This is a genomic window from Candidatus Fukatsuia symbiotica, assembly GCF_003122425.1.
GTDB classification, from domain to species: Bacteria; Pseudomonadota; Gammaproteobacteria; order Enterobacterales; family Enterobacteriaceae; genus Fukatsuia; species Fukatsuia symbiotica.
This window is the reverse complement of the sequence record NZ_CP021659.1, coordinates 1,537,488-1,562,836: the sequence shown is the minus strand read 5'-3', so window position 1 is coordinate 1,562,836 and position 25,349 is coordinate 1,537,488. Positions and strand designations below refer to the sequence as shown.

Annotated in this window: 22 protein-coding genes and 2 pseudogenes; 12 read left to right on the top strand and 12 right to left on the bottom strand. The window is 42.0% G+C overall.

Annotation, left to right across the window (positions count from 1 at the left end; genetic code table 11):
- Positions 1–50 precede the first annotated feature (50 nt).
- The 3 genes from fabI (at position 51) to CCS41_RS07700 (ending at position 4,253) form a co-directional block, all read left to right on the top strand.
- Positions 51–842, top strand: coding sequence for an enoyl-ACP reductase FabI (fabI, locus tag CCS41_RS07710; protein ID WP_072550793.1), 792 nt, complete (start codon positions 51–53; stop codon positions 840–842).
- Positions 843–1,198: 356 nt separating this feature from the next.
- Positions 1,199–2,665 (top strand): dipeptide/tripeptide permease DtpA, encoded by a 1,467-nt coding sequence (gene dtpA, locus CCS41_RS07705; RefSeq protein ID WP_072550794.1) that lies wholly within the window; start codon positions 1,199–1,201, stop codon positions 2,663–2,665.
- Between the two features lie 142 nt (positions 2,666–2,807).
- The gene (locus CCS41_RS07700) at positions 2,808–4,253 is read left to right on the top strand and encodes a hypothetical protein (RefSeq protein ID WP_072550795.1); all 1,446 of its coding nucleotides are present in this window, start codon (positions 2,808–2,810) and stop codon (positions 4,251–4,253) included.
- Between the two features lie 273 nt (positions 4,254–4,526).
- Here CCS41_RS07700 and CCS41_RS07695 read toward each other — a convergent pair whose 3' ends face one another.
- The 5 genes from CCS41_RS07695 to CCS41_RS07675 all read right to left on the bottom strand — a co-directional run bounded on the left by CCS41_RS07695 (position 4,527) and on the right by CCS41_RS07675 (position 8,858).
- Positions 4,527–6,005 carry a hypothetical protein gene (locus tag CCS41_RS07695; RefSeq protein WP_119797454.1) on the bottom strand — a complete coding sequence of 493 codons (1,479 nt, stop codon included), beginning with the start codon at positions 6,003–6,005 and terminating at the stop codon, positions 4,527–4,529.
- 248 nt (positions 6,006–6,253) lie between these two features.
- Positions 6,254–6,583 (bottom strand): stress response translation initiation inhibitor YciH, encoded by a 330-nt coding sequence (yciH, locus tag CCS41_RS07690; RefSeq protein WP_072550797.1) that lies wholly within the window; start codon positions 6,581–6,583, stop codon positions 6,254–6,256.
- Positions 6,584–6,593: 10 nt separating this feature from the next.
- Positions 6,594–7,319 (bottom strand): orotidine-5'-phosphate decarboxylase, encoded by a 726-nt coding sequence (gene pyrF, locus CCS41_RS07685; RefSeq protein WP_072550798.1) that lies wholly within the window; start codon positions 7,317–7,319, stop codon positions 6,594–6,596.
- Between the two features lie 43 nt (positions 7,320–7,362).
- A complete protein-coding gene (gene lapB, locus CCS41_RS07680; protein ID WP_072550799.1) occupies positions 7,363–8,532 on the bottom strand; it encodes a lipopolysaccharide assembly protein LapB in 1,170 nt (389 codons plus the stop codon).
- Between the two features lie 5 nt (positions 8,533–8,537).
- A complete protein-coding gene (locus CCS41_RS07675) occupies positions 8,538–8,858 on the bottom strand; it encodes a LapA family protein (protein ID WP_072550800.1) in 321 nt (106 codons plus the stop codon).
- Between the two features lie 196 nt (positions 8,859–9,054).
- Here CCS41_RS07675 and ribA point away from each other — a divergent pair, with 196 nt between their 5' ends.
- Positions 9,055–9,648: a GTP cyclohydrolase II gene (gene ribA, locus CCS41_RS07670; protein ID WP_072550801.1), complete on the top strand. Its 594-nt coding sequence runs from the start codon at positions 9,055–9,057 to the stop codon at positions 9,646–9,648.
- Between the two features lie 186 nt (positions 9,649–9,834).
- On the opposite strand, the pseudogene acnA reads toward ribA, so the two are convergent.
- Positions 9,835–12,518: pseudogene (gene acnA / locus CCS41_RS07665) on the bottom strand (aconitate hydratase AcnA).
- A gap of 272 nt (positions 12,519–12,790) precedes the next feature.
- Positions 12,791–12,922 carry a hypothetical protein gene (locus CCS41_RS17155; protein ID WP_275887648.1) on the bottom strand — a complete coding sequence of 44 codons (132 nt, stop codon included), beginning with the start codon at positions 12,920–12,922 and terminating at the stop codon, positions 12,791–12,793.
- Positions 12,923–13,045: 123 nt separating this feature from the next.
- Here CCS41_RS17155 and tnpA point away from each other — a divergent pair, with 123 nt between their 5' ends.
- Entirely contained in the window at positions 13,046–13,477 is a 432-nt protein-coding gene (gene tnpA, locus CCS41_RS07660; protein ID WP_119797021.1) for an IS200/IS605 family transposase, read from the top strand.
- 80 nt (positions 13,478–13,557) lie between these two features.
- Here the strand turns inward: tnpA and CCS41_RS07655 are convergent, their stop codons facing one another.
- Both CCS41_RS07655 and ydiK read right to left on the bottom strand, forming a co-directional pair.
- Positions 13,558–13,845, bottom strand: a complete 288-nt coding sequence (locus tag CCS41_RS07655; protein ID WP_162860028.1) for a hypothetical protein — start codon at positions 13,843–13,845, stop codon at positions 13,558–13,560.
- 292 nt (positions 13,846–14,137) lie between these two features.
- Entirely contained in the window at positions 14,138–15,199 is a 1,062-nt protein-coding gene (gene ydiK, locus CCS41_RS07650; RefSeq protein WP_072549543.1) for an AI-2E family transporter YdiK, read from the bottom strand.
- An 815-nt stretch (positions 15,200–16,014) separates the two neighbouring features.
- Between ydiK and sufA the strand changes: the two genes are divergently transcribed.
- The 6 genes from sufA to sufE are packed head-to-tail and all read left to right on the top strand — an operon-like array spanning position 16,015 to position 21,732.
- Complete coding sequence (gene sufA, locus CCS41_RS07645) at positions 16,015–16,386, top strand: Fe-S cluster assembly scaffold SufA (RefSeq protein WP_072549544.1); 372 nt, start codon at positions 16,015–16,017, stop codon at positions 16,384–16,386.
- 9 nt (positions 16,387–16,395) lie between these two features.
- Positions 16,396–17,895: a Fe-S cluster assembly protein SufB gene (gene sufB, locus CCS41_RS07640; RefSeq protein WP_072549545.1), complete on the top strand. Its 1,500-nt coding sequence runs from the start codon at positions 16,396–16,398 to the stop codon at positions 17,893–17,895.
- A 54-nt stretch (positions 17,896–17,949) separates the two neighbouring features.
- On the top strand, positions 17,950–18,696 hold the full coding sequence (sufC, locus tag CCS41_RS07635) for a Fe-S cluster assembly ATPase SufC (protein ID WP_072549546.1): 747 nt from the start codon (positions 17,950–17,952) through the stop codon (positions 18,694–18,696).
- Complete coding sequence (gene sufD, locus CCS41_RS07630; RefSeq protein ID WP_072549547.1) at positions 18,671–19,963, top strand: Fe-S cluster assembly protein SufD; 1,293 nt, start codon at positions 18,671–18,673, stop codon at positions 19,961–19,963. The genes sufC and sufD overlap by 26 nt, the downstream gene beginning before the upstream one ends.
- Positions 19,960–21,249, top strand: a complete 1,290-nt coding sequence (sufS, locus tag CCS41_RS07625; RefSeq protein WP_083429558.1) for a cysteine desulfurase SufS — start codon at positions 19,960–19,962, stop codon at positions 21,247–21,249. The genes sufD and sufS overlap by 4 nt, the downstream gene beginning before the upstream one ends.
- A 51-nt stretch (positions 21,250–21,300) precedes the next feature.
- A complete protein-coding gene (sufE, locus tag CCS41_RS07620) occupies positions 21,301–21,732 on the top strand; it encodes a cysteine desulfuration protein SufE (RefSeq protein WP_072549548.1) in 432 nt (143 codons plus the stop codon).
- 14 nt (positions 21,733–21,746) lie between these two features.
- Here sufE and CCS41_RS07615 read toward each other — a convergent pair whose 3' ends face one another.
- Positions 21,747–22,121: a hypothetical protein gene (locus CCS41_RS07615; RefSeq protein WP_072549549.1), complete on the bottom strand. Its 375-nt coding sequence runs from the start codon at positions 22,119–22,121 to the stop codon at positions 21,747–21,749.
- Between the two features lie 242 nt (positions 22,122–22,363).
- Between CCS41_RS07615 and CCS41_RS17150 the strand changes: the two are divergent.
- Positions 22,364–23,289: pseudogene (locus CCS41_RS17150) on the top strand (L,D-transpeptidase family protein).
- A 195-nt stretch (positions 23,290–23,484) separates the two neighbouring features.
- Here CCS41_RS17150 and CCS41_RS07605 read toward each other — a convergent pair.
- Both CCS41_RS07605 and pykF read right to left on the bottom strand, forming a co-directional pair.
- Positions 23,485–23,721 (bottom strand): major outer membrane lipoprotein, encoded by a 237-nt coding sequence (locus CCS41_RS07605; RefSeq protein ID WP_072549551.1) that lies wholly within the window; start codon positions 23,719–23,721, stop codon positions 23,485–23,487.
- 63 nt (positions 23,722–23,784) lie between these two features.
- Positions 23,785–25,224 carry a pyruvate kinase PykF gene (gene pykF, locus CCS41_RS07600; protein WP_072549552.1) on the bottom strand — a complete coding sequence of 480 codons (1,440 nt, stop codon included), beginning with the start codon at positions 25,222–25,224 and terminating at the stop codon, positions 23,785–23,787.
- Positions 25,225–25,349: the final 125 nt, after the last annotated feature.

The window sequence follows — 25,349 nt, the reverse complement described above, 5'->3', positions numbered from 1 at the left end:
TCAGTTTATAACCGAACAATTCTAATAAAACGACCACAAGGATTACTGCTATGGGGTTTCTTACCGGCAAACGCATTCTCATCACTGGTGTAGCCAGCAAACTTTCCATTGCCTACGGCATCGCGCAGGCAATGCGTCGCCAAGGCGCTGAATTGGCATTTACCTATCAGAACGATCAACTTAAAAGACGTGTAGAAGAATTCGCTGACAAGCTAGATTCAAAGCTGACTTTTCCCTGCGATGTTGCAAAAGATGCAAGCATCACTGAGCTATTCGAAAAATTAAAAGAAAAATGGCCTGCATTTGATGGTCTGGTACATTCCATCGCTTTCGCCCCTCGCGATCAGCTCGATGGCGATTACGTTAATGCCGTTACCCGCGAAGGCTTTGCTATCGCGCACGATATCAGCTCTTACAGCTTTGTAGCGATGGCTAAAGCCTGCCGCCCCATGCTAAAAGAAAAATCAGCACTGCTGACACTAACGTATTTGGGTGCTGAACGCGCGATCCCTAATTACAATGTGATGGGCTTGGCAAAAGCATCGTTGGAAGCCAATGTGCGCTATATGGCAAACGCAATGGGACCACAAGGTATCCGCGTCAACGGTATTTCGGCAGGGCCAATACGTACCCTAGCAGCATCCGGTATTAAGAATTTTCGTAAAATGTTGGACCACTGTGAAGCCGTTACCCCAATGTGCCGTACTGTCACTCTCGAAGATGTCGGCAACCCCGCCGCTTTTCTCTGTTCTGACCTCGCCGCAGGTATTACCGGTGAGATCCTGTATGTTGATGGTGGTTTCAACATTGCAGCGATGAATGAATTAACACTGGAACAATGAATTTTATTAAGACATCCCACAACTAACCCTATTTCATCCGCTGCTTAACAACAGCGGCTCCTAGTTTGGAACAGGTTCTTAGAGCCTGTTCTAAATCTTTTTCGCTGTGCTCAGACGAGGAAAAAATGGGCGGAATTTTGAGCCTGTTGTTGACGAAGTACCAGCGAACACAAAAAATTTCGAACAGGTTCTTAGAATTATTTACAATCTAAGCTCCTACCTGAAACATAAAAATAGTGCACATTACAGATAATAATCATATCTTATGAAGACGCCAAAAGGTGTCTTCTACGCGTCGCCTTTTATATTTTCCTGTCATTTTATGACCGGTTATGAGTGAAATCAGAGGTCTCTCTATGACAATAAAAAACAATACTGATGATCCGAAAAACATCAGTATTAATGTATTCAAACAACCGAAAGCGTTTTACCTCATTTTCTCGATCGAACTATGGGAACGCTTCGGTTTCTACGGCCTGCAAGGGATTATGGCTGTTTATCTAGTAAAAATGTTAGGACTAAGCGAAGCCGACTCCATCATTCTTTTTTCTTCATTCAGTGCTTTGGTCTTTAGCTTTATAGCGATTGGCGGCTGGTTGGGTGATAAAGTACTGGGTAGTAAACGAGTCATCATACTGGGTATATTAGTTTTGGCTCTCGGCTACGCGATGGTGGCTTATTCAGAACATAACGTTTTTTGGGTTTATCTCGGCATGGCGACCATTGCGGTCGGCAACGGTTTGTTTAAGGCCAACCCTTCCTCACTGCTGGCGACCTGCTACAAAAAAGACGATCCACGCCTGGACGGGGCCTTTACCATGTACTACATGTCCGTCAATATCGGATCATTTATGTCCATGTTAGCGACCCCTTGGCTGGCGGCAAGATACGGTTGGAACATCGCTTTTTCTCTTAGTGTCGTCGGTATGTTAATTACCCTAGTCAATTTTTTGTTCTGTCGTCATTGGGTAAAAGACCAAGGTTCACAACCTGATTTTTCACCACTACAAATAAAAAAATTACTGATAGTATTAATTGGCATCATCACTCTTATCCTGATTTCCAACTGGTTGCTGCATAACCAGGCCATTGCGCATTGGGCATTAGCTGTCGTTGCTGGCGCTATCATTATTATTTTCGCCAAAGAAACCTTCGCTTTACAGGATGTCGCTCGCCGTAAAATGATTGTCGCTTTTTTGCTGATGCTTGAAGCCGTGATCTTTTTTGTGCTTTATAGCCAAATGCCAACCTCGTTGAATTTCTTCGCTATTCATAATGTTGAACATGTTATTTTAGGATTCAACGTTGAGGCAGAGCAATATCAGGCTTTAAATCCATTCTGGATTATGGCCGCAAGCCCCATTCTAGCAATCCTGTATAATAAGTTGGGTGTTCGTTTGCCCATGCCACACAAATTTGCCATAGGCATGCTACTGAGCGCAACAGCATTCCTGGTGTTACCATTAGGCGCAAGTTTCGCCAATGCACAAAGTATCGTATCAGTTAACTGGCTAATCCTTAGCTACGCTTTGCAAAGTATCGGCGAACTGATGATTTCAGGCTTGGGCCTGGCGATGGTAGCGCAATTGGTACCTCAGCGTTTGATGGGCTTTATTATGGGAGCATGGTTCCTTACCACTGCGGCCGCGGCGATAATCGCCGGTAAGGTTGCAGCACTCACAGCGGTACCCAGTGGTATTACCGACGCTCGAGCATCATTGGATATTTACAGCCAGTTTATGCAAATCGGCATTGTGACGGGTATTATCGCGCTACTGATGCTGTTAACAGCACCCAAGTTACATCGCATGACACTGGAATAAGAAATATCAATAATCTATTATCAATTTCCAAAAAATACGCGCCTTCACGGGCGTTTTTATAAGGTGTTTACTGTATATTAACAGCGAAATGACGAGATCCAGCCTACAGTTATAAAATCATTTTCTATTCGAGGTAATGAATATGATTTGTTTTCCTGGAACACCATCACCTTATAGATTCAGTATTGAAGCTGTACAAGAATTATCAATTCCGACAAAATTTGAGGTAATAAAAGATAAAAATACTCAATATAGAATAAAAGAAAAAATAAACTATATTTGGCGAAAATATAAAAATTTATTTTTATATCACAACAATAAAAAATTTGCCATCTGGAAAGCACTTTATAGATTATATTCAGCAGAATATAATTATTTTGCCTGGGATAAAAAGATTACTGAGAAAAATTGGCATCAACTGATACATGCTCTTCAGAAAATAAAATCTCTTATGGCACCTGGGCATAAAAATAAATTATCTGTGTCATGTAATAAAGAATTTATTATTATAAACATTGACCAGGAGAGAATACTCTTACCTAATCTATATGATCAAGTAGATTACAATGGTATTAGTAAATTTATGGAAAATGTGATTGAGGATGAGAGGAAAGGAAATCTGACAAGATTATTTCCATTATCCTCATCAAAGAAAAATGACATACCACTACCACGACAAAGACTAGACGACTTACAATACATCTATACTAATGGGAAAAAAAGCGAGGAAAATACAAATAAAGAATATAAAAATACAGATGTAAACGAAAAAAATAAAAAAAATCAAGACGTCTCTGGGCACTACAGAAAAGAAATAGAGCAAATGTTCCTTGACAATGTAAGAGATTGTAATAAGAACCAACAGATTTACGTAAATAAAAAACATCATCCGCCATTGAAAAAATTTACCGGTAACCAACTTGATCCCGATTATCATAGAAAAGGAATAAAGTATATTCAAGATAGTAAAATACTTCAATCAATAATTCAGATAGATAGCATAGAAGCAACACAGGTGGCAGTAATAATTGGACATCTATGCCAAACCAGCACAAATCTGACTGTAGGTACACTGTTCAATAGTACGGAAAGACTTAACAAAAAAATTAGAGGAAACAGTGAAACACTAGAATGTTTATTACAACAGCGAAGGAATATCATTGATAATCATACCGTTTACGATCCTGAAAATACTCTCATTAGTATCGATAAACAACCCAATGGCAATATTCTTCTTACCAGTAAATCCTGTGTGATCCCTTTTTGTAAGTTTCCCGATCAATCTGCTGATGGATCGATCAAAGACGGTGATGAATACTATTATCCCTTTAATTTGGCAATAAATTATGTCATGAGAATTGCACCTGATGGTACTGAAACTTTTCAAGAGTTTTCGCTCTCATTTATCCCACTAAAAGCAGAAATGTTGAATAGGCAAATAGACAAAAAAATAAATACTAATAATTGTATAAAACTCATATCAGAAGTTTTAGAAGAATATAATGAGAAAAAGGAACAAGCAGCAATAGTCGATATAATTAAAAAAAATATAGCATTAACGAGGAAATGGTTATCACCACTAGAATAAGTGGGTTCCTCAAAAAATCTCTTGCTAATGATAATGGGTTTTTAACAGTGTGGACAAATATCGTTTCTATATATAATGATATGAATAAATTCTTTCTTAACTCATCAGGGCATATTACATGCTCTGATAAGTTATAGCTACACAATTTAATTTTGATTAGCACACAAATATGAACTACTCCGTAGATTTACTCCTTAGTGTATCAGTTAGGCAATCAAAATTAAATCATGCAGCCATATCAGTAAATGTATCTTTTCATAATGAAATAATTTGTTACGACGAGACGGTAAGCATGTCAGCTAAATAGGCATGATCGGGGTTTACACGCGCTAACCTGGCAGGATTTTTTAATAATTCAGCAATATCCATATAAAATAGAGAATTTACATGACTATGGATCCACTTCATGAACAGACTATTGTTACTCATATTCATCGCTCCAAGATAGCCTCCTCCCTCAATATCGACATCAGGTCTCATCACAGCTTTATGAAGATCATTACTCTTTGCAGTACAGGCTATCATGGATAATAAAAAGGCATATTCATCCCATACACGCAAAATATCATAATCATAATACTTCTCTCCCGCGTGATATCTAGTATAGTAACATAATAAATCTTTTGTAGCGGAATATTCGCTATAGGTCACACCATGATTACATTTTCCTCCTCGCTTAACTCGGTTTTCTATATCAATTAAATTCACTATTTTTTTATTTTCATTATAAGCCATATTCTCTATTTTAATATCAATCAAATAAATACCTTTCTGATGTAACGTTTTCAAATCTCGCAATGCCTCCCTAAATACCCTAACATCAATAGTTTTTCTTTTTCCTGTAATCTCATAGATATAATTATATAAATCTTCACCTGCATTGCGGGCGATAATCACATTATCATCAACAACCCAACCCGGTATCAGTGTTTTAATTCCTGCTAAATCTAGGTTAGACTCATTATTACTTCTATCAAAATCTACCAATTTATTATTATTATCTTTGGGGACAAGCACGACAAACCTTTCATCCATCGCATCAACCTGTTTGTAGTTACCCTCTAAATAAGACATATCGTCCTCTTTCTCTTTAGGTGGCGCATAAAGCACAGGGTATTTGTCTCCGACATGAAAATAATAAGTTCTGCCTCGATGTGCCTTACAAAATCCTTTATATTTTGTTATCGAAAAATCTTTATCAAGACCTAACATATCATTATCTCTTTTTATTTTTTTTAATTTTTCTCTATGTAGGTTGAAATAATTTTTAATTTTATTAATGGCAAATTTTTTGTGTCTTTCCACTAATGTGGTTAACTGTTCTTTCTCGCGCATCGTCTGATTAGCATATAAACACTTACATCTAATAAATTTTCCAGTGAACTTAGAAATAGACTGAGTATAAATGAGTGATCCCGCCATAAAAAAATCCATTTTTTCCTCTTGTACCGAAACAGTGAATTTGTCCTGTTGATCAAAAGTGGCCATATCTCTTATTTTAGAAAAAATAATCAATTGATTGATACTGTAGCGTCTGGAAGTTGTTATTTTACTTTCATCTGATAAATCTTGATGTAATTCATCATATAACTTCTCAATTTTTTCTCTTTTACTTTCCTTCCTGAATAAATCGAAAAAACGATCAAAGATCCCCATATAGATCGCTGTTTTTCGGTCACCATTAATCATTCTTACCATTCTCGTATCAGAACAAATGAAAACACTGCCATTCACATTCAATGATGTTGCCATTTTGTACCTCCTATCGCATTATCTGCGATAATGTAACAAAAATATGCACCCCCATATAAATGAGATGATATCTTCACTCAATAGACTTCTTGCAAAAACGTAGCGAGTGCTGTGAATTCTACGTTAAGCGAAAAAACATTACCTCTATAAGTAATAGTCTACTTTGCTTATTTTTCTTTCAAAAAAAACCCATTTCTTTGTTATAGCGACTTCACTAAGAGCCTGTTCCAAATCTTCTCGAGCGACGTTCAGGATCCCCCTGCCAATTTTACTTTCATCCCTTTTGCTTCAAGTAACTGCTTGAGCAATGCTCTTTTATCTCCTTGGATCTCAATAATTCCTTTTTTTACAGCACCGCCACAGCCACACTTCTTTTTTAACTCTGCCGCCAATGTATCAAGCTGCTCATCACTCCCTGCAACCCCCGTGATCAAACATACTCCCTTCCCTTTACGACCACAGGTCTGGCGTTGAATACGAACAATACCATCTCCTGTTAACCGTTCAGCTTTTATTTCGAGTGACCGGATACGGCCACTTTCAGTAGAATAAACCAGACGACTGCTGTTATTATCCATAACTTGCCCTTTAAATCAGTGAATCGAGGATAGTACCAAGAGTTTGCGCAGGATCGGTAGATCCAGTGATAGGGCGTCCAATAACCATATAATCTACTCCGGCATCGAGTGCCTGTTTTGGCGTCATAGTACGCCGTTGATCGCCAGTCTCGCTCCCTGTCGGGCGTATACCTGGTGTGATCAGTTTGAATGCTGCACCACAAAATTGTTTCAGTCTAAGCGCTTCCTGGGCAGAACAAACCACACCATCAAGACCACAATCCTGACTTAATTTGGCTAAATTTTCCACTTGCCCAGCAGGACTAATATCAATACCAATATCCAATAAATCAATGGATTCCATACTGGTCAATACTGTAACAGCAATCAGCAAAGGCGCATCATCACCATAAGGTAACAAGGCTTCTTTGGCCGCTTTCATCATTCTGCCCCCTCCGCTGGCATGAACATCCACCATCCATACGCCCAGTTCAGCGGCCGCCGCTACCGCTCGTGCCGTGGTATGAGGAATATCGTGAAATTTAAGATCAAGAAAAACATCAAAACCACGCTGATGTAACTCTCGAATAAATACAGTACCGTATAAGGTAAACATTTCTTTACCCACTTTTAGCCGGCAAACCTGTGGATCGATACGATCAACGAAAGCTAACGCGTGATTGATATCAGCATAATCTAACGCCACAATAATGGGAGATGCATTGACGATAGTGTTACTTTCTGTTTTAGCTTTCATTTTTTTAACCTTCTATGAAACAGGATCCTTCACTGGACTTCTTCTACTGCCCATCCAACCCCCTGATTGGCTTAACCGAGGCCCAAGTTCGGCATGAAGGGCAGTGCCAGTAAAGAGAATGCGTGGTGAAGCCGCATTTACGGCAACGATAACGCGGTTTGGTGCGGATTTGTTCACCAACCATATCACGTAGTAACACCAGGCTATCTTTTGCACGGCCTTCTTCCGCATCAGTCAAGTGGTAGTCCATTAATCGATAGAACAGGCGTAAAGTTGGATGCCGTTGTAACTGTCGATTAATATAAAGTTGCACCACATCTCGTCCTTCCTGTTGCTCAATCTGCTCTGCCAACATCAGTTCAGCCGCAACACCGCTATCTTCTTCGACACAAAGTTGCAAAAACTTTGTCCAATTTTCGACTTGATGTAAATGTTGATAACAGTATTGCAACATAGGCAAGGCTTCGCTAACCACTTCTTTATCCTGTTTCAGTACCCGTTCCAGCGAAGCGATTGCTTTGATAAATTCAGCCTTAGCAATATAAACCTGCCCCAGCATAATCGATACCCTAGCGCACTGTTTATCTGCCGCCGCTGCTTTTTTTAACAAACTTTTGGCTTTGTCCAGATCAGCACTCTCCATCGCCTGTAACGCCAGTTCACAGTAAAAATGAGCGATTTCTAAGCGTTGCTCTTCTTTACCGAGTTTGATCAATTTTTCCTCCACGGCAATCGCTTTTACCCAATCACTGGTAGCCTGATAAAGCACCAATAACTGTTGCAACGCAGCAATACAGAAGTCTTGCTCATTAACCAAACGGGTCAACATATCTTCAGCACGATCGTAAAGACCAGCAGCCATATAATCGCGCCCCAGTTGTTGAATGGCTAACAACCGTTGTTCAAAAGTTAAGGAGGCGTTTTCCATCAATGCCTGATGGATATGTATCGCACGATCAACTTCCCCGCGCGAACGGAACAGATTTCCTAAGGTGAGATGCGCTTCAACAGTAGAACTATTTTCTTGCAGCATATCAAGAAACAGGTCTACCGCTTTATCTTTTTGATTAGAAAGAAGAAAATTAACCCCGGCAACATATTCACGGGATAAGCGGTTAGCATTTTTTTGTTTGTCCTGCTGAGCACTTCTGCGCCCCATATACCAACCGTAAGCAGCGGCTATAGGCAATAGCAGAAAGAGCAATTCTAACATAGAAATTACTTCCTGCTGGCGATATTTGTAGCAGACGTGGACAGCATCACATCATTTGCCCTTGGTCGCTCTAGCTGTAATTCAAGCCGCTTGATTTTTCGGCGTGCCCGGGCAAGAGAAATACGTACTTGTAGATAAAACAAAGCACATATGATCCACCCCAATGCAAATCCAATCGCAAAAAGAGTCGCCAATAACGTCGATACTCGGTACTCACCTTGAGCTAATAGGTAATTAAAGGTAATCACCTGATCGTTATGTGCTCCTAAGGTCATAGAAACCACTAAGATCACCAGTACTAACAAAAAAATTAGCAAATATTTCACATTTTACTCCGTAGGGTGAATCAATATCATTGTTATGCCAAAAATACGACATGCAAGATGACACCACAAGCTTATTATCGTGATTGTGCTGCCATTAGCAGCCAGAAAACCATACAATGAGCAACGGGTAGCGCTTAACCGGTGCCTTTGCAAGTAAAATACGCCAAAACATTTTCCCTCAGAGTCCTGTATTGATATGAAACTAAAACGTGTAGCAGAAACTAAATTACCTACTCCCTGGGGAGATTTTTTGCTGGTTTGTTTTGAAGAATTAACCAGCGGTCATGAACACCTCGCGTTGATCTTTGGCGATATTTCAGGCGAGCCCGCCGTTCTTTCCCGGATCCATTCAGAATGTCTGACCGGAGACGCATTATTCAGTCTACGTTGCGATTGTGGTTTTCAGCTCCACGCCGCAATGCAGCAAATTGCTGAAGAGGGTCGTGGTATCCTTATTTACCATCGTCAGGAGGGGCGTAATATTGGCTTATTGAATAAAATCCGTGCTTATGCCCTACAGGATCAAGGAGCAGACACTGTCGAAGCGAATCATCAGTTGGGGTTTAAAAGTGACGAAAGAGACTTTACGCTATGTGCGGACATCTATCAGCTACTCGGCGTCAAAGCAGTACGGCTGCTGACTAACAACCCGGAGAAAGTCAAAACATTGACACAATATGGGCTAGATGTCGTCAAACGTGTGCCACTCATCGTCGGTGAAAATTCGAAAAATAAAAAATATCTTGCGATTAAAGAGGCTAAAATGGGACACATATTCAACAATAAGTGACGCTGTCACTTATTTGGCAACCGGTTTATGACAACCCATTGTGTGAGTTTACTCGTTCATCATTTCGCGCTATGGAACAGCGCAATTCGCCTCCTGCTCAACCAGGCTAGCTACCCTCCTTGGCGGACTATCCCAGGTTTGACCGATTTAGCTCATCTCGATTTTTTAGCTATACCAACCCCTCGTTTACAACATATTGCGAATAACGTAATGCAAAATACCACCATGCTGGAAGTACATCAGCTCGTTACTGGTATCGATACGACATAGCGTTTCAATGATTTGCTGTTCACCTCTAGTATTAATGAGAGTGACAAGAATTTTCTGCCCTGTAGTCAAACCCTCTAATCCACTAATATTGATAGATTCATTACCCGTTAATCCCAAGGATTTACGATTCACTCCGGACATAAATTCCAACGGAAGAATACCCATACCAATAAGATTCGAACGATGAATACGTTCAAAAGATTCGGCAATCACCACCCGTACACCAAGTAAACGTGGCCCTTTAGCCGCCCAGTCACGACTAGAACCAGAACCATACTCTTTACCCGCAATCACCACTAAAGGAATCTTTTCCTTCTGGTAACGCATCGCAGCATCGTAAATCGCCATTTTCTCCTGTGAAGGTATATGACGAGTGATCCCCCCTCAACGCCTAGTACCATTTCATTACGGATACGAATGTTAGCAAAGGTACCACGCATCATCACTTCATGATTACCACGCCGGGATCCATAGGAGTTAAAATCATTAATTGCGACACCCTGTTCGAGCAAATAATGTCCTGCCGGGCTATCTGGTTTAATATTCCCTGCCGGAGAAATATGATCAGTGGTGACTGAATCCGCCAAAATAGCCAAAATACGGGCTTGCTTGATATCTTCGATCCGCTCTGGTTTACGCGACATCCCACTAAAAAAAGGAGGATGACGGATATAAGTCGAGTCTGGTTTCCAATGATAGGTTGGCGAATTTTCTACCGAAATGGCCTGCCAGCTATCATCACCGTCAAAAACTTCAGCATACTCTTTGCGGAACATCGCTGTTTTTACCTCTTCAAGCGCTGTTGCAATTTCCAGTGTACTTGGCCAAATGTCTTTCAGATAAACCGGAACACCCTGCTGATCTTGACCCAAGGGATCATCCGTCAGATTTATTTTCATATTCCCTGCCAGGGCATAAGCCACCACCAATGGCGGCGAAGCTAACCAGTTGGTTTTGATTAATGGATGAATACGACCTTCAAAATTACGATTACCAGATAGCACCGCCCCCACGGTGAGGTCCCCTGCTTTAATCGCATCTTCTACGGGTTCAAGTAATGATCCCGAATTACCGATACAGGTCGTACAACCATAGCCCACTAGATTAAAACCCAATTGATCCAGTGGATCGCTCAAAGCTGCCGCATTAAGATAATCAGTCACTACCTTGGATCCGGGGGCTAACGAGGTTTTTACCCACGGCTGAGTTTTTAGTCCTTTTTCCACCGCTTTCTTAGCTAATAACCCCGCGGCCATCATGACACTGGGATTAGAGGTATTGGTACAAGAGGTAATAGCGGCAATCACCACTGCCCCATCAGATAAGTTATGTGTTTTACCCTCCAACGTGATCGACATCGGCATAAGGTTATCTTTTTTATTGCTCTGTTTCTTACTGATAACTTCTGCTTCGTTAAAAGCGCTAAAAGCCTGCGGCACCTGAGATAATACTACCCTATCCTGTGGTCGCTTCGGACCCGCCAGACTAGAAACAACAGTGGTCATATCCAATGCTAATTTGCTGGTAAACATCGGTTCGTCACCAGGATAACGCCACATGCCTTGCGCTTTGGTGTAAGCCTCTACCAAAGCAATTTGCTGATCACTGCGCCCACTTAGGCGCATATAATTCAAGGTCACTTCATCCACAGGGAAGAAACCACAGGTAGCACCAAATTCAGGAGACATATTCGCGATAGTCGCTCGGTCGGCTAAGGGTAGATCTACCAGTCCATCACCATAAAATTCAACGAACTTACCCATTACGCCATGTCTTCGTAACATTTGCGTGACCGTCAATACCAGGTCAGTTGCCGTGATCCCTTCACCCAATTTCCCCGTCAGCTTAAAACCCACAACATCAGGGATCAACATCGAAACTGGCTGACCCAGCATGGCCGCTTCCGCTTCGATACCGCCGACCCCCCAACCGAGGATCCCCAACCCATTAATCATCGTAGTATGAGAATCTGTTCCAACCAGAGTATCGGGATAAGCAACAAATTTATTTCCCTGTTGCTCATGCCATACCGTTTGTCCCAAATATTCAAGATTCACCTGATGACAGATGCCAGTTCCCGGTGGCACCACTTGAAAACGATTGAATGCCTGTTGACCCCAGCGCAAAAACGCATAACGTTCGTGATTACGCGTCATCTCCAGCTGAACATTTTTGCCAAAGGCCTGTTGATCACCAAAATTATCCACAGTAACGGAATGGTCAATTACCAAATCGACGGGAGAAAGTGGATTCACTTTCTTTACATCTCCTCCCAAACGTTGCACCGCTTCACGCATAGCCGCAAGATCAACAATCGCCGGAACACCAGTAAAATCCTGCATTAAAACACGGGCTGGGCGATAGGCGATCTCCCAATCTGCATGACCGTTTGCTAACCAATCAACCATTGCTTTTAAGTCATTTTCCCGTACGCTATCATCATCAATATGCCGTAACAGATTTTCTAACAACACTTTCATTGATTTTGGCAGTCGATCGATATTCCCTAGGAAGGATGCCATTTTGGGTAAACTGTAATAATGATACTCATTTTGTACCACCAGCTTTGCTAAACTCTTTGTTTGTATATTCAATGACATAACCCCTCCCACCATTTTCTAAAGCAGGTATTTTGTTAAATACACGCCTGGATAGTCATTTTACCCTAGATAATAACCAGTAAGATTATATTGGTTTTATTGAATATAACACAACTATTAGGTTTAGAAAGAAGTCTATTGAATCACAGAGTCAATTGATAAATCAGAAATTTTCTTTTAGCACTTTTTGAATAAAAGCCAAACAGAAAAAATTTCTATTTGGCTTTTATTTAATAGTATAGTGAAGACATCAACGATAGCTGATAATTATGCTATCCCTGTACCGGTACTATTTTATCACTGTAGGCAATATGAGAAATTTGCTTGTCCAGATAAATATGAGTAGCAGATTCAGCACAGGGAAATGCCGCTGCTACTTCTGTTAAAGCCAGTATCGATGTCACTCCTGATAGAACCAGTGAATAAAATTAGGTAATCCCCCGGCTTTGCCGGGGGACTCCGTAAGGTTTGACCGTGTGGTGCGGTCACCCGAATCTTCTATCTCGACCAAGAGATAGGAAATTCAAATGAAAGATTACCAGAGTCTTAGCCATACGAAATGGGATTGTAAGTATCACATTGTTTTTATCCCGAAAGGCCGTAAAAAAACAATATTTGGTGAAATTAGAAAGCATCTCGGTGAGATGTTTCACGAGTTAGCAAGTCAGAAGGAATGCAAAATTATTGAAGGACATTTGATGATTGATCATATCCATATTTGCATAAGTATTCCGCCGAAATATTCAGTGTCATATGTAATGGGTTATCTAAAAGGAAAAAGTGCAATCTCAATCGTACGACGGTTTATGGGTAAAGTCCGGAATTATAGTGGTGAGAATTTTTGGGCTAGAGGTTACTTTGTATCTACAGTGGGTTTGAACGAAGAGCTGATACGAGCTTACATTCGATACCAAGAAAAACAAGACAATCATTATGAACAATTGAAGCTTAGGATGTAATGACCGCCTTCAGGCGGTTCAAGGTTTGTTGGCCTCTTCTAGGGGCTAATAATTAAAGCCCCCGGCTTTGCCGGGGATATTTACTCTTTTTTATTTTTATTGAATAAACTATTTATTGAACCGATTTCAATCGTATTTTTTCCCTTTTTAAAAATACTAAGAGCCCCATTATATAATATTTGCAATGGAGACGTGAACGATGTGTCAAAAATATAGGCTGCCACCCGCCCTGCATTATAAATATCAACGTTGTTGAATACATTCCCTGCTGGTTGCACTGTCTCAGTGCTTACAGCATTTGCAGTTTCAATGTTATTTACGTTTGCATTATTAATCATGTTATATCCTTGTCCTTGTATATATTTCATGTGTACATTCTTAAATGTTATATTATATCCTAGTATAAATTTCTATTTATACTGTACAACTGGATAGAATCCACTAAATAGTAGATGAGATCTCAATAAAATACAAATTATAAAACTTAAGATAGTGAATATTAATTTAAAGAATAATAACAACTTAAACATGTTAATTAATTTATAATTAATTATTCATCAAACCGCCAGCCTTAAATAAACCAGATTTAGCTATCTGTGATTAAACAAAGTGGCACAAGTTTCTGCCACTTTGTTTTTTTACCACCGAGCTAATCGAAACTTAGGATTTAACTCGTTCATCGATCCAAGCGGAAAGCAAACGGTAAGAAACCGCTAGAACCACTGGCCCAATGAATAAACCAATCATGCCCAACGACAATAAACCACCAATAACACCGAAAAGAATCAATATCATCGGCAAATCGGCGCCTTTACGAATTAACGCTGGACGCAAAACGGCATCAAAAGTACCAAGGATGCAACTCCATACCAGTAACAGACTTCCCCAAATGGGATCACCACTCCAATAAAGCCAAATAATCGCTGGGATAAGCACCAATAAAGGCCCTAGCTGAGCAACGCAGAGAATAAACATCAGAACGGTAAGTAAAGTCACGTAAGGGATACCCGCAATCGCTAAAGCAATACCGCCTAAAATAGCCTGGATTAATGCGGTTACTACCACCCCAAGTGCTACTGCCCGAATGGCCTGTGCAGCTAAAACAACCGTAGAATCTCCCTTTTTATCTGCCAGTCGCACAGCAAAACGGCGGATACCTTGAGCAACCCGTTCACCATGAAAGTAAAACAGAATACTAAACAACACCATAAGTGTCAGATGAACGACAAAACGTCCAAGATGAGCCGCTTGAGCGACAAACCAGGTCGCCGTTTCCCCTACATAAGGTCGTAACTTTGCCAATATCTCATTACCCCCACCAGCAATTAAGCTATGCCAACTATTGTAAACTTTGCCTCCTACCAGAGGGACAGCGTTTAACCATTCCATCGCGGGGAAATGCATATTAGCAGGACTACTCGCCCAAGCGATCAAGGGCGCACTGTTTGCTAGTAGACTATTGACCAATAAAGCAATCGGGATGACAAAGAACAAAATCAATAATAACGTCATGATAATGACAGCCAAAGAACGCCGTCCCCAGAGTAAAATCTGTAGTTTGATTAATAACGGCCAAGTGGCAATCACCACCATAACCGCCCAAGCCAGATCCATAATGAAAGGCTGTATCACCCAAAAACTGGTGATCATCATTATCAGGATAAATAGCATGCAAAACATCAGTTTCGGTAAGTCATGGCGTCCTTGTTGTAAATCATTCATCAGTGGCTCTCTTAGTCATTGTGACAAACAACGTGTTAGACTTCTTGCAAAACCTACAATAGGCGAAAAAACGCAGTTTCGAACAAGCCATACCCAATGAATTTCGAGTTACGGCCAGGCGGCAATCAATCGAATCCTAGGAGTGTACAAGTAGTACATGACTGGGATGAGTGCGAGCAGCCAACGCCGCCGTAACTTGAAAGGCGAAGGGTATATAAGAAGTCCATTACAAAAGTAATTATACCAGCACAGCATCATAATCAGAGTGTATTTGCTCGCTTTTTAACAAACGAATCTGCTAGTACACAGCCACCAAATTTTAAAAGATTAACCTCCCCTTTGAGCGGTCGTATCCCGAAAAATGAAAAAGAAGTCACCGAAACTCACAACCCTTATTAATAAATATGTAGATAAGCAGGCAAAAGGTTCCCTCGGCAAGGGTTTTCGGTTAAAATTAGCACAGAAATAGGTGTTTTTAATAAATGTTTTAAATTCAATCTTCAAATTGCCGTCTCGTTCAAGGTTAAAAAGGAATCTTTGCCATTACCCCTATAAAACAAATGGTTGCAGTGATAGTAATTATCACTACTATGGCGGATAAACTTGATGCTATTAAGAACCTGTTCCAAATTTTCTTGAGCGACGCCCAGACGAGGAAAAGACGTGCGAAAAAGCGCAGTTTACTCTCGTATGCAACGAAAGGGAGTCAGTGAGCATGTTGAGCGCGTTTTTGACGAATGACTTAACCAAAACACGGCGAGCACAAGAGATTTTGAACAGGTTCTAAGACGAAAGAGAGAATAAGGTAGGTTCATATGCAACAAAATGCTGTTGGGACATTCTCACTTGATGATAATGATTGGTCAGGCATCGTTATCACCAAAAGCGCTGCCACGCAAATTATAAAACTCATGCAACAAAACCCGCAGGCCAAGGGGCTAAAACTGAGCGTAAAACCGTCTGGCTGTGCGGGTTTTACTTATGTTCTGGACATCGCTGAATCACCAGCTAGCGATGACCTACTATTTGAACACCAGAAAGCAAAACTCTATGTTCCTTCAAAATCGATGCCCTTTGTTGATGGTACTAAAGTGGATTACGTCCGTGAAGGACTGAATCAGATCTTTAAATTTGATAACCCTAAGGCTCAACATTCCTGCGGATGTGGTGAGAGCTTTGGCGTTTGAGCGATATAAATGACACGAAGCAATGTTAAAACTCCCGAGGACACGTCAGCCTGGGTCAACGATGGACATTATAAAGAAGGATTTTTTACCCAATTAGCGACCGATCAATTGGCTAAAGGACTTAGTGAAGACGTGATCCGTGCTATTTCGGCCAAACGTAACGAACCCGAATGGATGTTAGCATTTCGGCTAGATGCCTATCGCGGATGGTTGGAGATGGAAGAACCACACTGGTTAAAAGCGCACTACAAAAACCTCGACTATCAAGATTACAGCTATTACTCCGCACCCTCTTGTGGTCATTGTGATGATGACTGCGATTCAAAGGACGGAGTGGAACAAGCACCTGCTGGCAGCACAGCAACAAATCTCCATCTCACCGCTGAAGTTGAAGCGGCTTTTGCCCAGCTCGGTGTACCCGTGCGTGAAGGGGTTGAGGTCGCCGTCGATGCCATCTTCGACTCCGTTTCTGTTGCCACCACCTACCGTGAACAGTTAGCCACACAGGGTATTATTTTTTGTTCCCTCGGTGAAGCCATCCAGGAATATCCTGATCTGGTACAAAAATATCTCGGCTCAGTCGTACCCGCAAAGGATAATTTTTTTGCTGCTCTTAACGCGGCAGTGGCTTCAGACGGCACCTTTGTCTACGTGCCCAAAGGCGTGCGCTGTCCGATGGAACTGTCGACCTATTTCCGTATCAATGCAGCTAAAACCGGTCAATTTGAACGTACTATCCTTATCGCTGATGAAAATAGCTACGTCAGTTACATTGAAGGCTGCTCGGCACCTGCACGCGATACCTATCAGCTACATGCCGCTGTGGTAGAAGTGATCCTGCATAAAAACGCCGAGGTAAAATATTCTACGGTACAGAACTGGTTTGCCGGTTCAGGCACTACCGGCGGTATTCTCAACTTCGTCACCAAACGTGCATTATGTCAAGGCACGGGATCAAAAATGTCGTGGACTCAATCAGAAACGGGGTCGGCGATTACCTGGAAATATCCCAGTGTGATCCTGCAGGGGGATCATTCCATCGGCGAATTTTTCTCAGTAGCACTCACCAATGGCAAACAACAGGCTGACACCGGCACCAAGATGATCCACATTGGAAAAAATACTAAATCAACCATTATTTCCAAGGGGATCTCAGCCGGGAACAGCCAGAATACTTACCGTGGGTTAGTGAAAATTCTGCCTGGCGCGGATAACGCACGGAATTTTACCCAATGCGACTCCATGCTAATTGGCAGCCATTCAGCTGCTCATACCTTTCCCTATGTTGAAGTAAAAAATCATTCAGCCCAATTGGAACATGAAGCAACCACCTCAAAAATTGGTGATGACCAACTGTTTTATTGTCGTCAACGTGGTATTAGTGGAGAAGACGCCATCTCGATGATTGTCAATGGATTCTGCAAAGATGTGTTCTCAGAATTACCGCTGGAGTTTGCTGTAGAAGCACAGAAATTGTTAGCCATTAGCCTAGAGCACAGCGTTGGTTAACCCCCTTACTTTCAGGAATCTATTCGCTCGCGTCCAGTGTACAAAGGAAACAGCATGTTAAGCATTAAGCAGTTAGCAGTCAGCGTTGAAGGCAAAACTATCCTCAAAGGGCTTGATCTTGAAGTAAAACCTGGAGAGGTACACGCCATTATGGGCCCTAATGGCTCAGGGAAAAGTACCCTCTCAGCCGTATTAGCCGGAAGGGAAGAATACCAGGTCACTCAGGGCGAAGTATTATTTAAAAATAAAAATTTACTGGACTTAGAGCCAGAGGAAAGAGCCGGTGAAGGTGTCTTCCTTGCTTCCCAGTATCCGGTTGAAATCCCTGGGGTTAGCAACCTTTTTTTCTTGCAGACCGCTGTTAACGCCATCCGTAAATACCGGCAACAGCCCGCGTTGGATCGTTTTGATTTTGCCGATTTTATTGAAAAAAAAATTGATTTATTAAAGATGCCAAAAGATTTGCTGACCCGCTCAGTCAATGTCGGCTTCTCGGGTGGCGAAAAGAAACGTAACGATATTTTACAGATGGCAGCATTAGAACCTACCCTATGTATTTTGGATGAAACTGATTCCGGCCTGGATATCGATGCGTTAAAAACTGTCGCTAACGGCGTCGATTCACTGCGTGATGATAAGCGGGCTTTTATTATCGTCACTCACTATCAGCGCATTTTGAATTATCTGAAACCAGATTTTGTGCATGTTCTGTATCAAGGGAAAATCATCGAAACCGGTGATTTTACGCTAGCGAAAAAATTGGAGGAGCAAGGCTATGACTGGCTTACTACCCGACAGTGATCTGCTAGCGCAGTTTGGTCAATTATTTCAGCAACGGACTGGCTCACCTGACACGCAAGCTCATTGGCAACAATTTCACTGGAAACAAATAGTGCAATTGGGTTTTCCAAATTATAAACATGAAGACTGGAAGTACACACCGCTCGATCGGCTATTACAGCATAGGTTCAATTATGCACAAACATTAGCCATCAGTAAGCAACAATGTGATAATCTGGCATTAACGCTAGATGCCCATCGGTTGGTATTTGTCGATGGCCGATTTGTCGCATCTCTCAGCGATACCGCTTACGAACCCTACCAGGTTAGTACTTTGACAGAACAAGAAAACATACCGGTAGCAGTGCGTGCAGAGGTATTTTTGCATCTCACGGAAAGCTTAGCACAAGAAAGTTTACTTATTCGTTTAGCCGCAGGGAAAAAAAGTGATAAGCCGTTATATCTGCTGCATATCAGTTCTGGTCAAGCAGACGATCAAAACAAAAACGCGATCAACAGTAGCTATTATCGCCATCATCTGCTGATCGAAGCGAATGCAAAAGCACAGGTAATCGAACATTTTGTCAGTCTAAATAATCGGGCACACTTTACCGGTGCACGCCTGACAATGGCTTTGGGCGATAATGCGCAGTTAACGCATTGTAAATTGGCGTTTGAAAACCAGCACAGTTATCACTTTTCTCATAACGATTTGATACTTGGGCATCATGCCTACGCATATAGCGACAGCTTTCTACTCGGTGCCGGTTTGACTAGGCACCATACCAGTGCCCAACTCAATGGTGAGGGAGGCCACATCTCAATCAACAGCCTATTATTACCGCTCAGCGGAGAAATATGTGATAGCCGCACTTATCTGGAGCATAATAAAGGCCACTGCCAAAGCCAACAATTACACAAAACGATAGTCCATGATCAGGGTAAGGCAGTATTTAATGGTACTTTAAAAGTAGCGCCGCATGCCGTGAAAACGGATGGGAAAATGACCAATAACAACTTACTCCTCAGCAAACAAGCCGAAGTGGACACAAAACCACAGTTAGAAATTTATGCAGACGATGTAAAATGTAGCCACGGTGCAACAGTGGGATACATCGATGCTGAACAGGTATCTTATCTACAGTCTCGCGGTATCAGCCAAACCGAAGCCAAACAGATGATCATTTTTGCTTTCGCTGCCGAACTCACGGAACCGCTGAAGAATAAGGTCATTCGTCAGCAAGTAATAACCCGTATCACTGAACGCTTAAAACGGATGGGCAGATGACCAATAACAACTTACTCTTCAACAAACAGGCCGAAGTGGACAACAAGCCGCAAACAAAAAATTTTTCTGTGGAACAAATCCGGGCTGATTTTCCACTACTCAGTAGACAGGTCAACAACACACCACTCATTTACCTGGACAGTGCGGCCAGTGCGCAAAAACCGCAAACGGTGATTGACAGCGAAATGAATTTTTATCGCCAGGATTACGCAGCAGTACATCGTGGCATCCATACCCTGAGTGAGAAGGCAACAGAGGCGATGGAAAACGTGCGTCGCCAGGTTGCGGGTTTCATTAATGCAGAGACAGAACAAGAGATTGTCTTCGTTAAAGGTACCACCGAAGGCATCAATTTGGTAGCCAACAGCTACGGGCGCCACTTTCTCAATGCCGGTGACAGCATTATCATCACCGAGATGGAACACCATGCCAATATCGTTCCTTGGCAGATGCTAGCCAAGGAGAGTGGCCTTATCATCAAAGTATGGCATTTAACGACCTCTGGGGAATTAGATCTGAGTGATCTATCCAAATTGATTGATAACCGTACCCGTTTACTGGCGATCACCCATGTCTCTAACGTGCTGGGCACGATAAACCCGATACGTGACATTGTCACGCAAGCAAAAGCGCTCGCAAAAGAGCTGATAGTATTGGTTGACGGTGCGCAAGCGGTCATGCATCAGCCAGTCGATGTGCAGGCGTTGGGTTGTGACTTTTATGTCTTTTCCGGTCATAAATTATATGGACCAACGGGTATCGGTATTCTGTATGGCAAAAATAAATTATTACAGATGATGCCACCTTGGGAAGGCGGAGGGTCGATGATCAAAACCGTCAGCCTGACAGAAGAAACCACCTTTGCTGATGCCCCGGGGCGCTTTGAAGCCGGTTCGCCCAACACCGCCGCTATTATCGGCCTGGGAGCCGCTATCAACTATATTCACCAGCTGGGATTGACCCGGATCCAACATTATGAACAGTCACTGATGGCTTATGCATTAAAAAAGTTAAAGCTGGTGCCAAGCTTAAAAATTTATGGCTCAGAAAAAAATCGTTCCGGAGTCATCGCTTTTAACCTGGGGCAGCACCATTCCTATGACGTTGGCATTCTTCTTGATCGGTATGGCATTGCTATCCGTACAGGTCAGCACTGTGCCATGCCTCTAATGGAATTTTATCACGTATCCACTATGTGTCGTGTTTCTCTGGCGCTGTATAATACCCGTGAAGAAATTGATCAACTGGTCACTGCATTACAAAGTATTGAGTGCCTTTTAAATTAGCCTCCATAATGTAATTAATCGGCTTTAATTTTACCTATCCAGGGAAAAACTATGGCAACGTTGCCAAATAAACAAAAATTACTTGCTAATTTCGACCGCTGCCTTAATTGGGAAGAAAAGTATCGGTATATCATTGAATTAGGGATGCAATTACCCACATTAACCAAAGAGCAACGGCAACCAAAAAATCTGATTGCCGGTTGTCAAAGTCAGGTATGGATCAGCATTACATCAACGGAAGAGGGTCAAGTGTTATTTGCTGGAGACAGTGATGCCGCGATCGTTAAGGGGTTGGTAGCCATGGTGTTTATTCTTTATCAGAATTTGCTGTCACAACAAACAATCGAGCTGGATGTGGATGTATGGCCTTTTTTTGATGATTTGGCACTAAGTCAACATTTAACGTCCTCTCGTTCTCAAGGGCTGAAAGCTATGGTATGCGCTATCCATACCGCAGTAGCTCACCTGCCCGGCAAACAATAGACTTCTTGCATAACCTACCCCTCCATCACAAACGCTGCTGTTCCTACTGTGGATGGTAGTGATAATGTTGTGAGTACTGCTCCCCATTTTGCTCCCAATATTGCTGCTGCTGCTACTCCTGCTCCTGTTACTACTCCTACACATACTAGCGTCACAGCTACTATCCCACCCGCTCCTAATGCTGCTCCTATTCCTACAGCTACCAAAGCGGATACTAAATACGCAATGCCTTTCCCTACATTATATGCTGTTGTCCTGCTCTGAGCAGCCGCACAATTGCTTACGGAAGAGAAGTTTAGGGTAAAGACGCTTTTAAAACCATCTCTAACACCCTCTCTAACACCCTCTACAACCACCAATGTAACTTCCTTAATAGATGCCCAACTCATACTTTTACCTCATATAAAAAGTTTTTATTCTGTTTATTATTTAATTAACGACTACTTAGAACCCATTTACGCTCGTTTTTGACGAAGTAATAGATTTCGAATAGGTTCTTAAAAACTTGCACTATTCCTAGGGACATACTAGCGTAAAGTAGTAGTAGTCCTATAATTATATATTGCATGCTTATATCATAATTACGCAACTAATTATTGCTAATTAAATCAAAATTGATGCGGGACTGAATATGAAATGTACATTAGCATTAATAACGCTGTTACTTTCCACTTCTTTAGTCTTTAGTCTTTGTGCCAATGCAGCTGAATATTTTTTGCCTGCCAATAAGGGGCGTCTGATAGGAGAGAACAAAACGGTTATCGTAGCCAATGATGGGCGCCCGCTGGAAGCCATCGCCGCAAAATATCAAATCGGCTTATTGGCGATGTTAGAAGCCAATCCCAATACCGATCCCTACTTACCTGAGCCCAAATCGCAATTAATTATTCCTAGCCAGATGCTACTACCGGATACGCCACATCAAGGCATTATTATTAATCTTGCTGAATTACGTCTTTATTATTATCCGCCCGACGAGAAAAAAGTGATGGTTTACCCTATTGGCATTGGCCAGAGGGGACGCAGCACACCCATAATGATCACTTCAGTTAGCCAAAAAATTCCCAACCCTACCTGGACACCTACAGCAAATATTCGTAAGCGTTATTTAGCAGAAGGGAAAACATTGCCCGCGGTGGTACCCGCCGGGGCAAAAAATCCAATGGGGCTGTTTGCTTTGCGGCTCGCCGACGGGCGGGGGAATATTTGATTCATGGCACCAATGCTAATTTTGGTATTGGTCTGCGTGTTAGCTCCGGTTGTATTCGTTTACGTCCAAATGATATCGAAGCCTTGTTTCACACTGTGTCAGAAGGAACTCGTGTGCAGATCATTAATCAACCCATCAAATTTTCGATTGAACCTGATAGTAAGCGTTATATAGAAGTGCACCAACCCTTATCTCTGGTTGACAGCGATGACCCACAGACGATGCCAATCACCCTTAGCCACTCAGTACAACTGTTTATTTCTGATCAACAAACGGATAGGAAAATAGCTGATAAAGAGATTGCCCGCCGTTCTGGTATGCCCGTGGTAGTTAACAGAACAGAATAGACCTCTTTCCAAACCTACTGCGTGGCATGAAATTCTGCGTTACGCGGTGCTCCCAATCCTCATGTATTATGTACATTCCGGTTGCTGCGCTACGGGCGCCTTGACTTCATGCCACTCGTTACGGTTTAGAAAGAGGTCTAATAAAAAAATGGTGCACTCTACTCCGTGCACCATTTTGTTGAGGTAACATTATTATTACTTTCTGTAGGAATGAGCTTTGTTACTCAGACGTTGGTTAGCACGTGTGGCATTGTCTTTCGCTGCCTGAACATCAGAACGCATTGCGCTCACTTCATTGCTCAATTGATCTACCTTAGCATTGATGGTTTGAACATCAGAAGAGAGTCGCTCGATATGAGAACGATTCGAACAACCTGCCAACAGAACAGAAGACAATATTACCGTGCCTAGAATCAGTTTAGTAGCATTCATTATTAACACCCTCAAATTGAGTTAATTTTTGTCTAGCACTGTAAGTATTGCACAAAGTTTTTTTTATCGAGAAATTTTTTCATCTTCTTCTAAACGATGAACCGAAGAAGTGTTGGTAGTACCACTTTTTACCAATGCACCGGATACCATGATCACGACATCCTCTTGCTTAGCAAGACCACTGTCCAAAGCAGCTTGTTTGCCAATACGATAAAAATCGTCAGTAGAAGCAATTTCACCTACATATTGTGGAATAACACCTTTAGTCAATATCAAGTGACGAGCGGTCACTTTATCTGTCGTCAGTGCCAAAATTAACGCTTTCGGGAAATATTTACGCACCGATTTAGCCGATTTGCCCCCTTTAGTCGCAACCACAATCAGCGGTGCAGACAAATTTTCGGCCATTTCAACCGCACCACGGCAAACTGCCTCAGTAATACTCACCTTACGTTTATCGTCTAAAAATGACTCAATACGGCTTTTCATAACGCGATCAGTGCGCTCACAGATGGTCGCCATAATAGCAACTGATTCCAGCGGATAATTTCCCTTGGCACTTTCACCCGATAACATTACCGCATCAGTACCATCCAAAATGGCATTTGCCACATCACCCGCTTCCGCACGGGTAGGCCGCGGATTTTTTATCATCGAATCAAGCATCTGAGTCGCCGTGATCACCACTTTACGCGCACGATTACATTTTTTAATCATCATTTTTTGCGCAAAGATGACTTCTTCGGGCGGGATCTCAACACCCAAGTCACCACGAGCGACCATGATACCATCTGATGCTGCCAGGATTTCATCAAAATTATTCAGACCTTCCTGATTCTCAATTTTTGAGATAATTTGGATATGTGCACCACCATGCGCTTGTAAATGCTCACGTATTTCTCGTACATCAGACCCTTTGCGGATGAAAGAAGCAGCAATAAAATCAACTCCCTGTTCACAACCAAACTGCAGATCACATCCATCTTTTTTCGATAAAGCCGGTAGCTTAATCATTACACCCGGTAAGTTAATACCTTTGTTTTCACCCAAATAGCCGTTATTTTTTACTTGACACCGGACGGACTTATCTCTTATTTCAATCACTTCCATCCTGATCAAACCATCATCAACCAGTACTGTATTACCCACTTTTAGATCGGCTGTGAATCCCTCATAGGTGACAGCAACCGTCTGCGCATTGCCTACCACATTTTTATCAGTGGTAAAAGTAAAACATTGCCCTGTGACCAAAGGCACATCTTGCCCTCCCTCCAGTTTCATCGTGCGGATTTCAGGGCCTTTGGTATCAAGTAAAATAGCTACCTTTTTGCCGGTTTTTTCTAGCACCTTACGAAGATTGTTGATACGTTCACCATGTTCCTTATGATCACCGTGAGAAAAATTCAAACGCATCACGTCCATACCGGCATCCAGTAGTTTAGTCAGCATTGCTTCAGATTCAGTTTTAGGCCCGATAGTACAAACAATTTTAGTTTTTTTCATGACGGATTTTCTACAAGTTGCGATAAATAGGAGGTCAACCGATCCGCTAATTTTATTTACGCTAACGGAAAAGAATCCAGGCGATACCCGATAATGCAGATCATGCTAAGAATAGGTGATAGTCG

What these genes read in the sequence shown, in the direction of transcription:
- tnpA (WP_119797021.1), top strand. Translation starts at nt 13,046, where the DNA reads ATGAAAGATTACCAGAGTCTTAGCCATACGAAATGGGATTGTAAGTAT.
- CCS41_RS07695 (WP_119797454.1), bottom strand. Translation starts at nt 6,005, where the DNA reads ATGGCAACATCATTGAATGTGAATGGCAGTGTTTTCATTTGTTCTGAT.
- CCS41_RS07605 (WP_072549551.1), bottom strand. Translation starts at nt 23,721, where the DNA reads ATGAATGCTACTAAACTGATTCTAGGCACGGTAATATTGTCTTCTGTT.
- CCS41_RS07655 (WP_162860028.1), bottom strand. Translation starts at nt 13,845, where the DNA reads ATGAAATATATACAAGGACAAGGATATAACATGATTAATAATGCAAAC.
- fabI (WP_072550793.1), top strand. Translation starts at nt 51, where the DNA reads ATGGGGTTTCTTACCGGCAAACGCATTCTCATCACTGGTGTAGCCAGC.
- sufE (WP_072549548.1), top strand. Translation starts at nt 21,301, where the DNA reads ATGGCAACGTTGCCAAATAAACAAAAATTACTTGCTAATTTCGACCGC.
- CCS41_RS07615 (WP_072549549.1), bottom strand. Translation starts at nt 22,121, where the DNA reads ATGAGTTGGGCATCTATTAAGGAAGTTACATTGGTGGTTGTAGAGGGT.
- pykF (WP_072549552.1), bottom strand. Translation starts at nt 25,224, where the DNA reads ATGAAAAAAACTAAAATTGTTTGTACTATCGGGCCTAAAACTGAATCT.
- sufB (WP_072549545.1), top strand. Translation starts at nt 16,396, where the DNA reads ATGACACGAAGCAATGTTAAAACTCCCGAGGACACGTCAGCCTGGGTC.
- lapB (WP_072550799.1), bottom strand. Translation starts at nt 8,532, where the DNA reads ATGTTAGAATTGCTCTTTCTGCTATTGCCTATAGCCGCTGCTTACGGT.
- dtpA (WP_072550794.1), top strand. Translation starts at nt 1,199, where the DNA reads ATGACAATAAAAAACAATACTGATGATCCGAAAAACATCAGTATTAAT.
- yciH (WP_072550797.1), bottom strand. Translation starts at nt 6,583, where the DNA reads ATGGATAATAACAGCAGTCGTCTGGTTTATTCTACTGAAAGTGGCCGT.
- pyrF (WP_072550798.1), bottom strand. Translation starts at nt 7,319, where the DNA reads ATGAAAGCTAAAACAGAAAGTAACACTATCGTCAATGCATCTCCCATT.
- sufC (WP_072549546.1), top strand. Translation starts at nt 17,950, where the DNA reads ATGTTAAGCATTAAGCAGTTAGCAGTCAGCGTTGAAGGCAAAACTATC.
- sufA (WP_072549544.1), top strand. Translation starts at nt 16,015, where the DNA reads ATGCAACAAAATGCTGTTGGGACATTCTCACTTGATGATAATGATTGG.
- ribA (WP_072550801.1), top strand. Translation starts at nt 9,055, where the DNA reads ATGAAACTAAAACGTGTAGCAGAAACTAAATTACCTACTCCCTGGGGA.
- ydiK (WP_072549543.1), bottom strand. Translation starts at nt 15,199, where the DNA reads ATGAATGATTTACAACAAGGACGCCATGACTTACCGAAACTGATGTTT.
- sufS (WP_083429558.1), top strand. Translation starts at nt 19,960, where the DNA reads ATGACCAATAACAACTTACTCTTCAACAAACAGGCCGAAGTGGACAAC.
- CCS41_RS07700 (WP_072550795.1), top strand. Translation starts at nt 2,808, where the DNA reads ATGATTTGTTTTCCTGGAACACCATCACCTTATAGATTCAGTATTGAA.
- sufD (WP_072549547.1), top strand. Translation starts at nt 18,671, where the DNA reads ATGACTGGCTTACTACCCGACAGTGATCTGCTAGCGCAGTTTGGTCAA.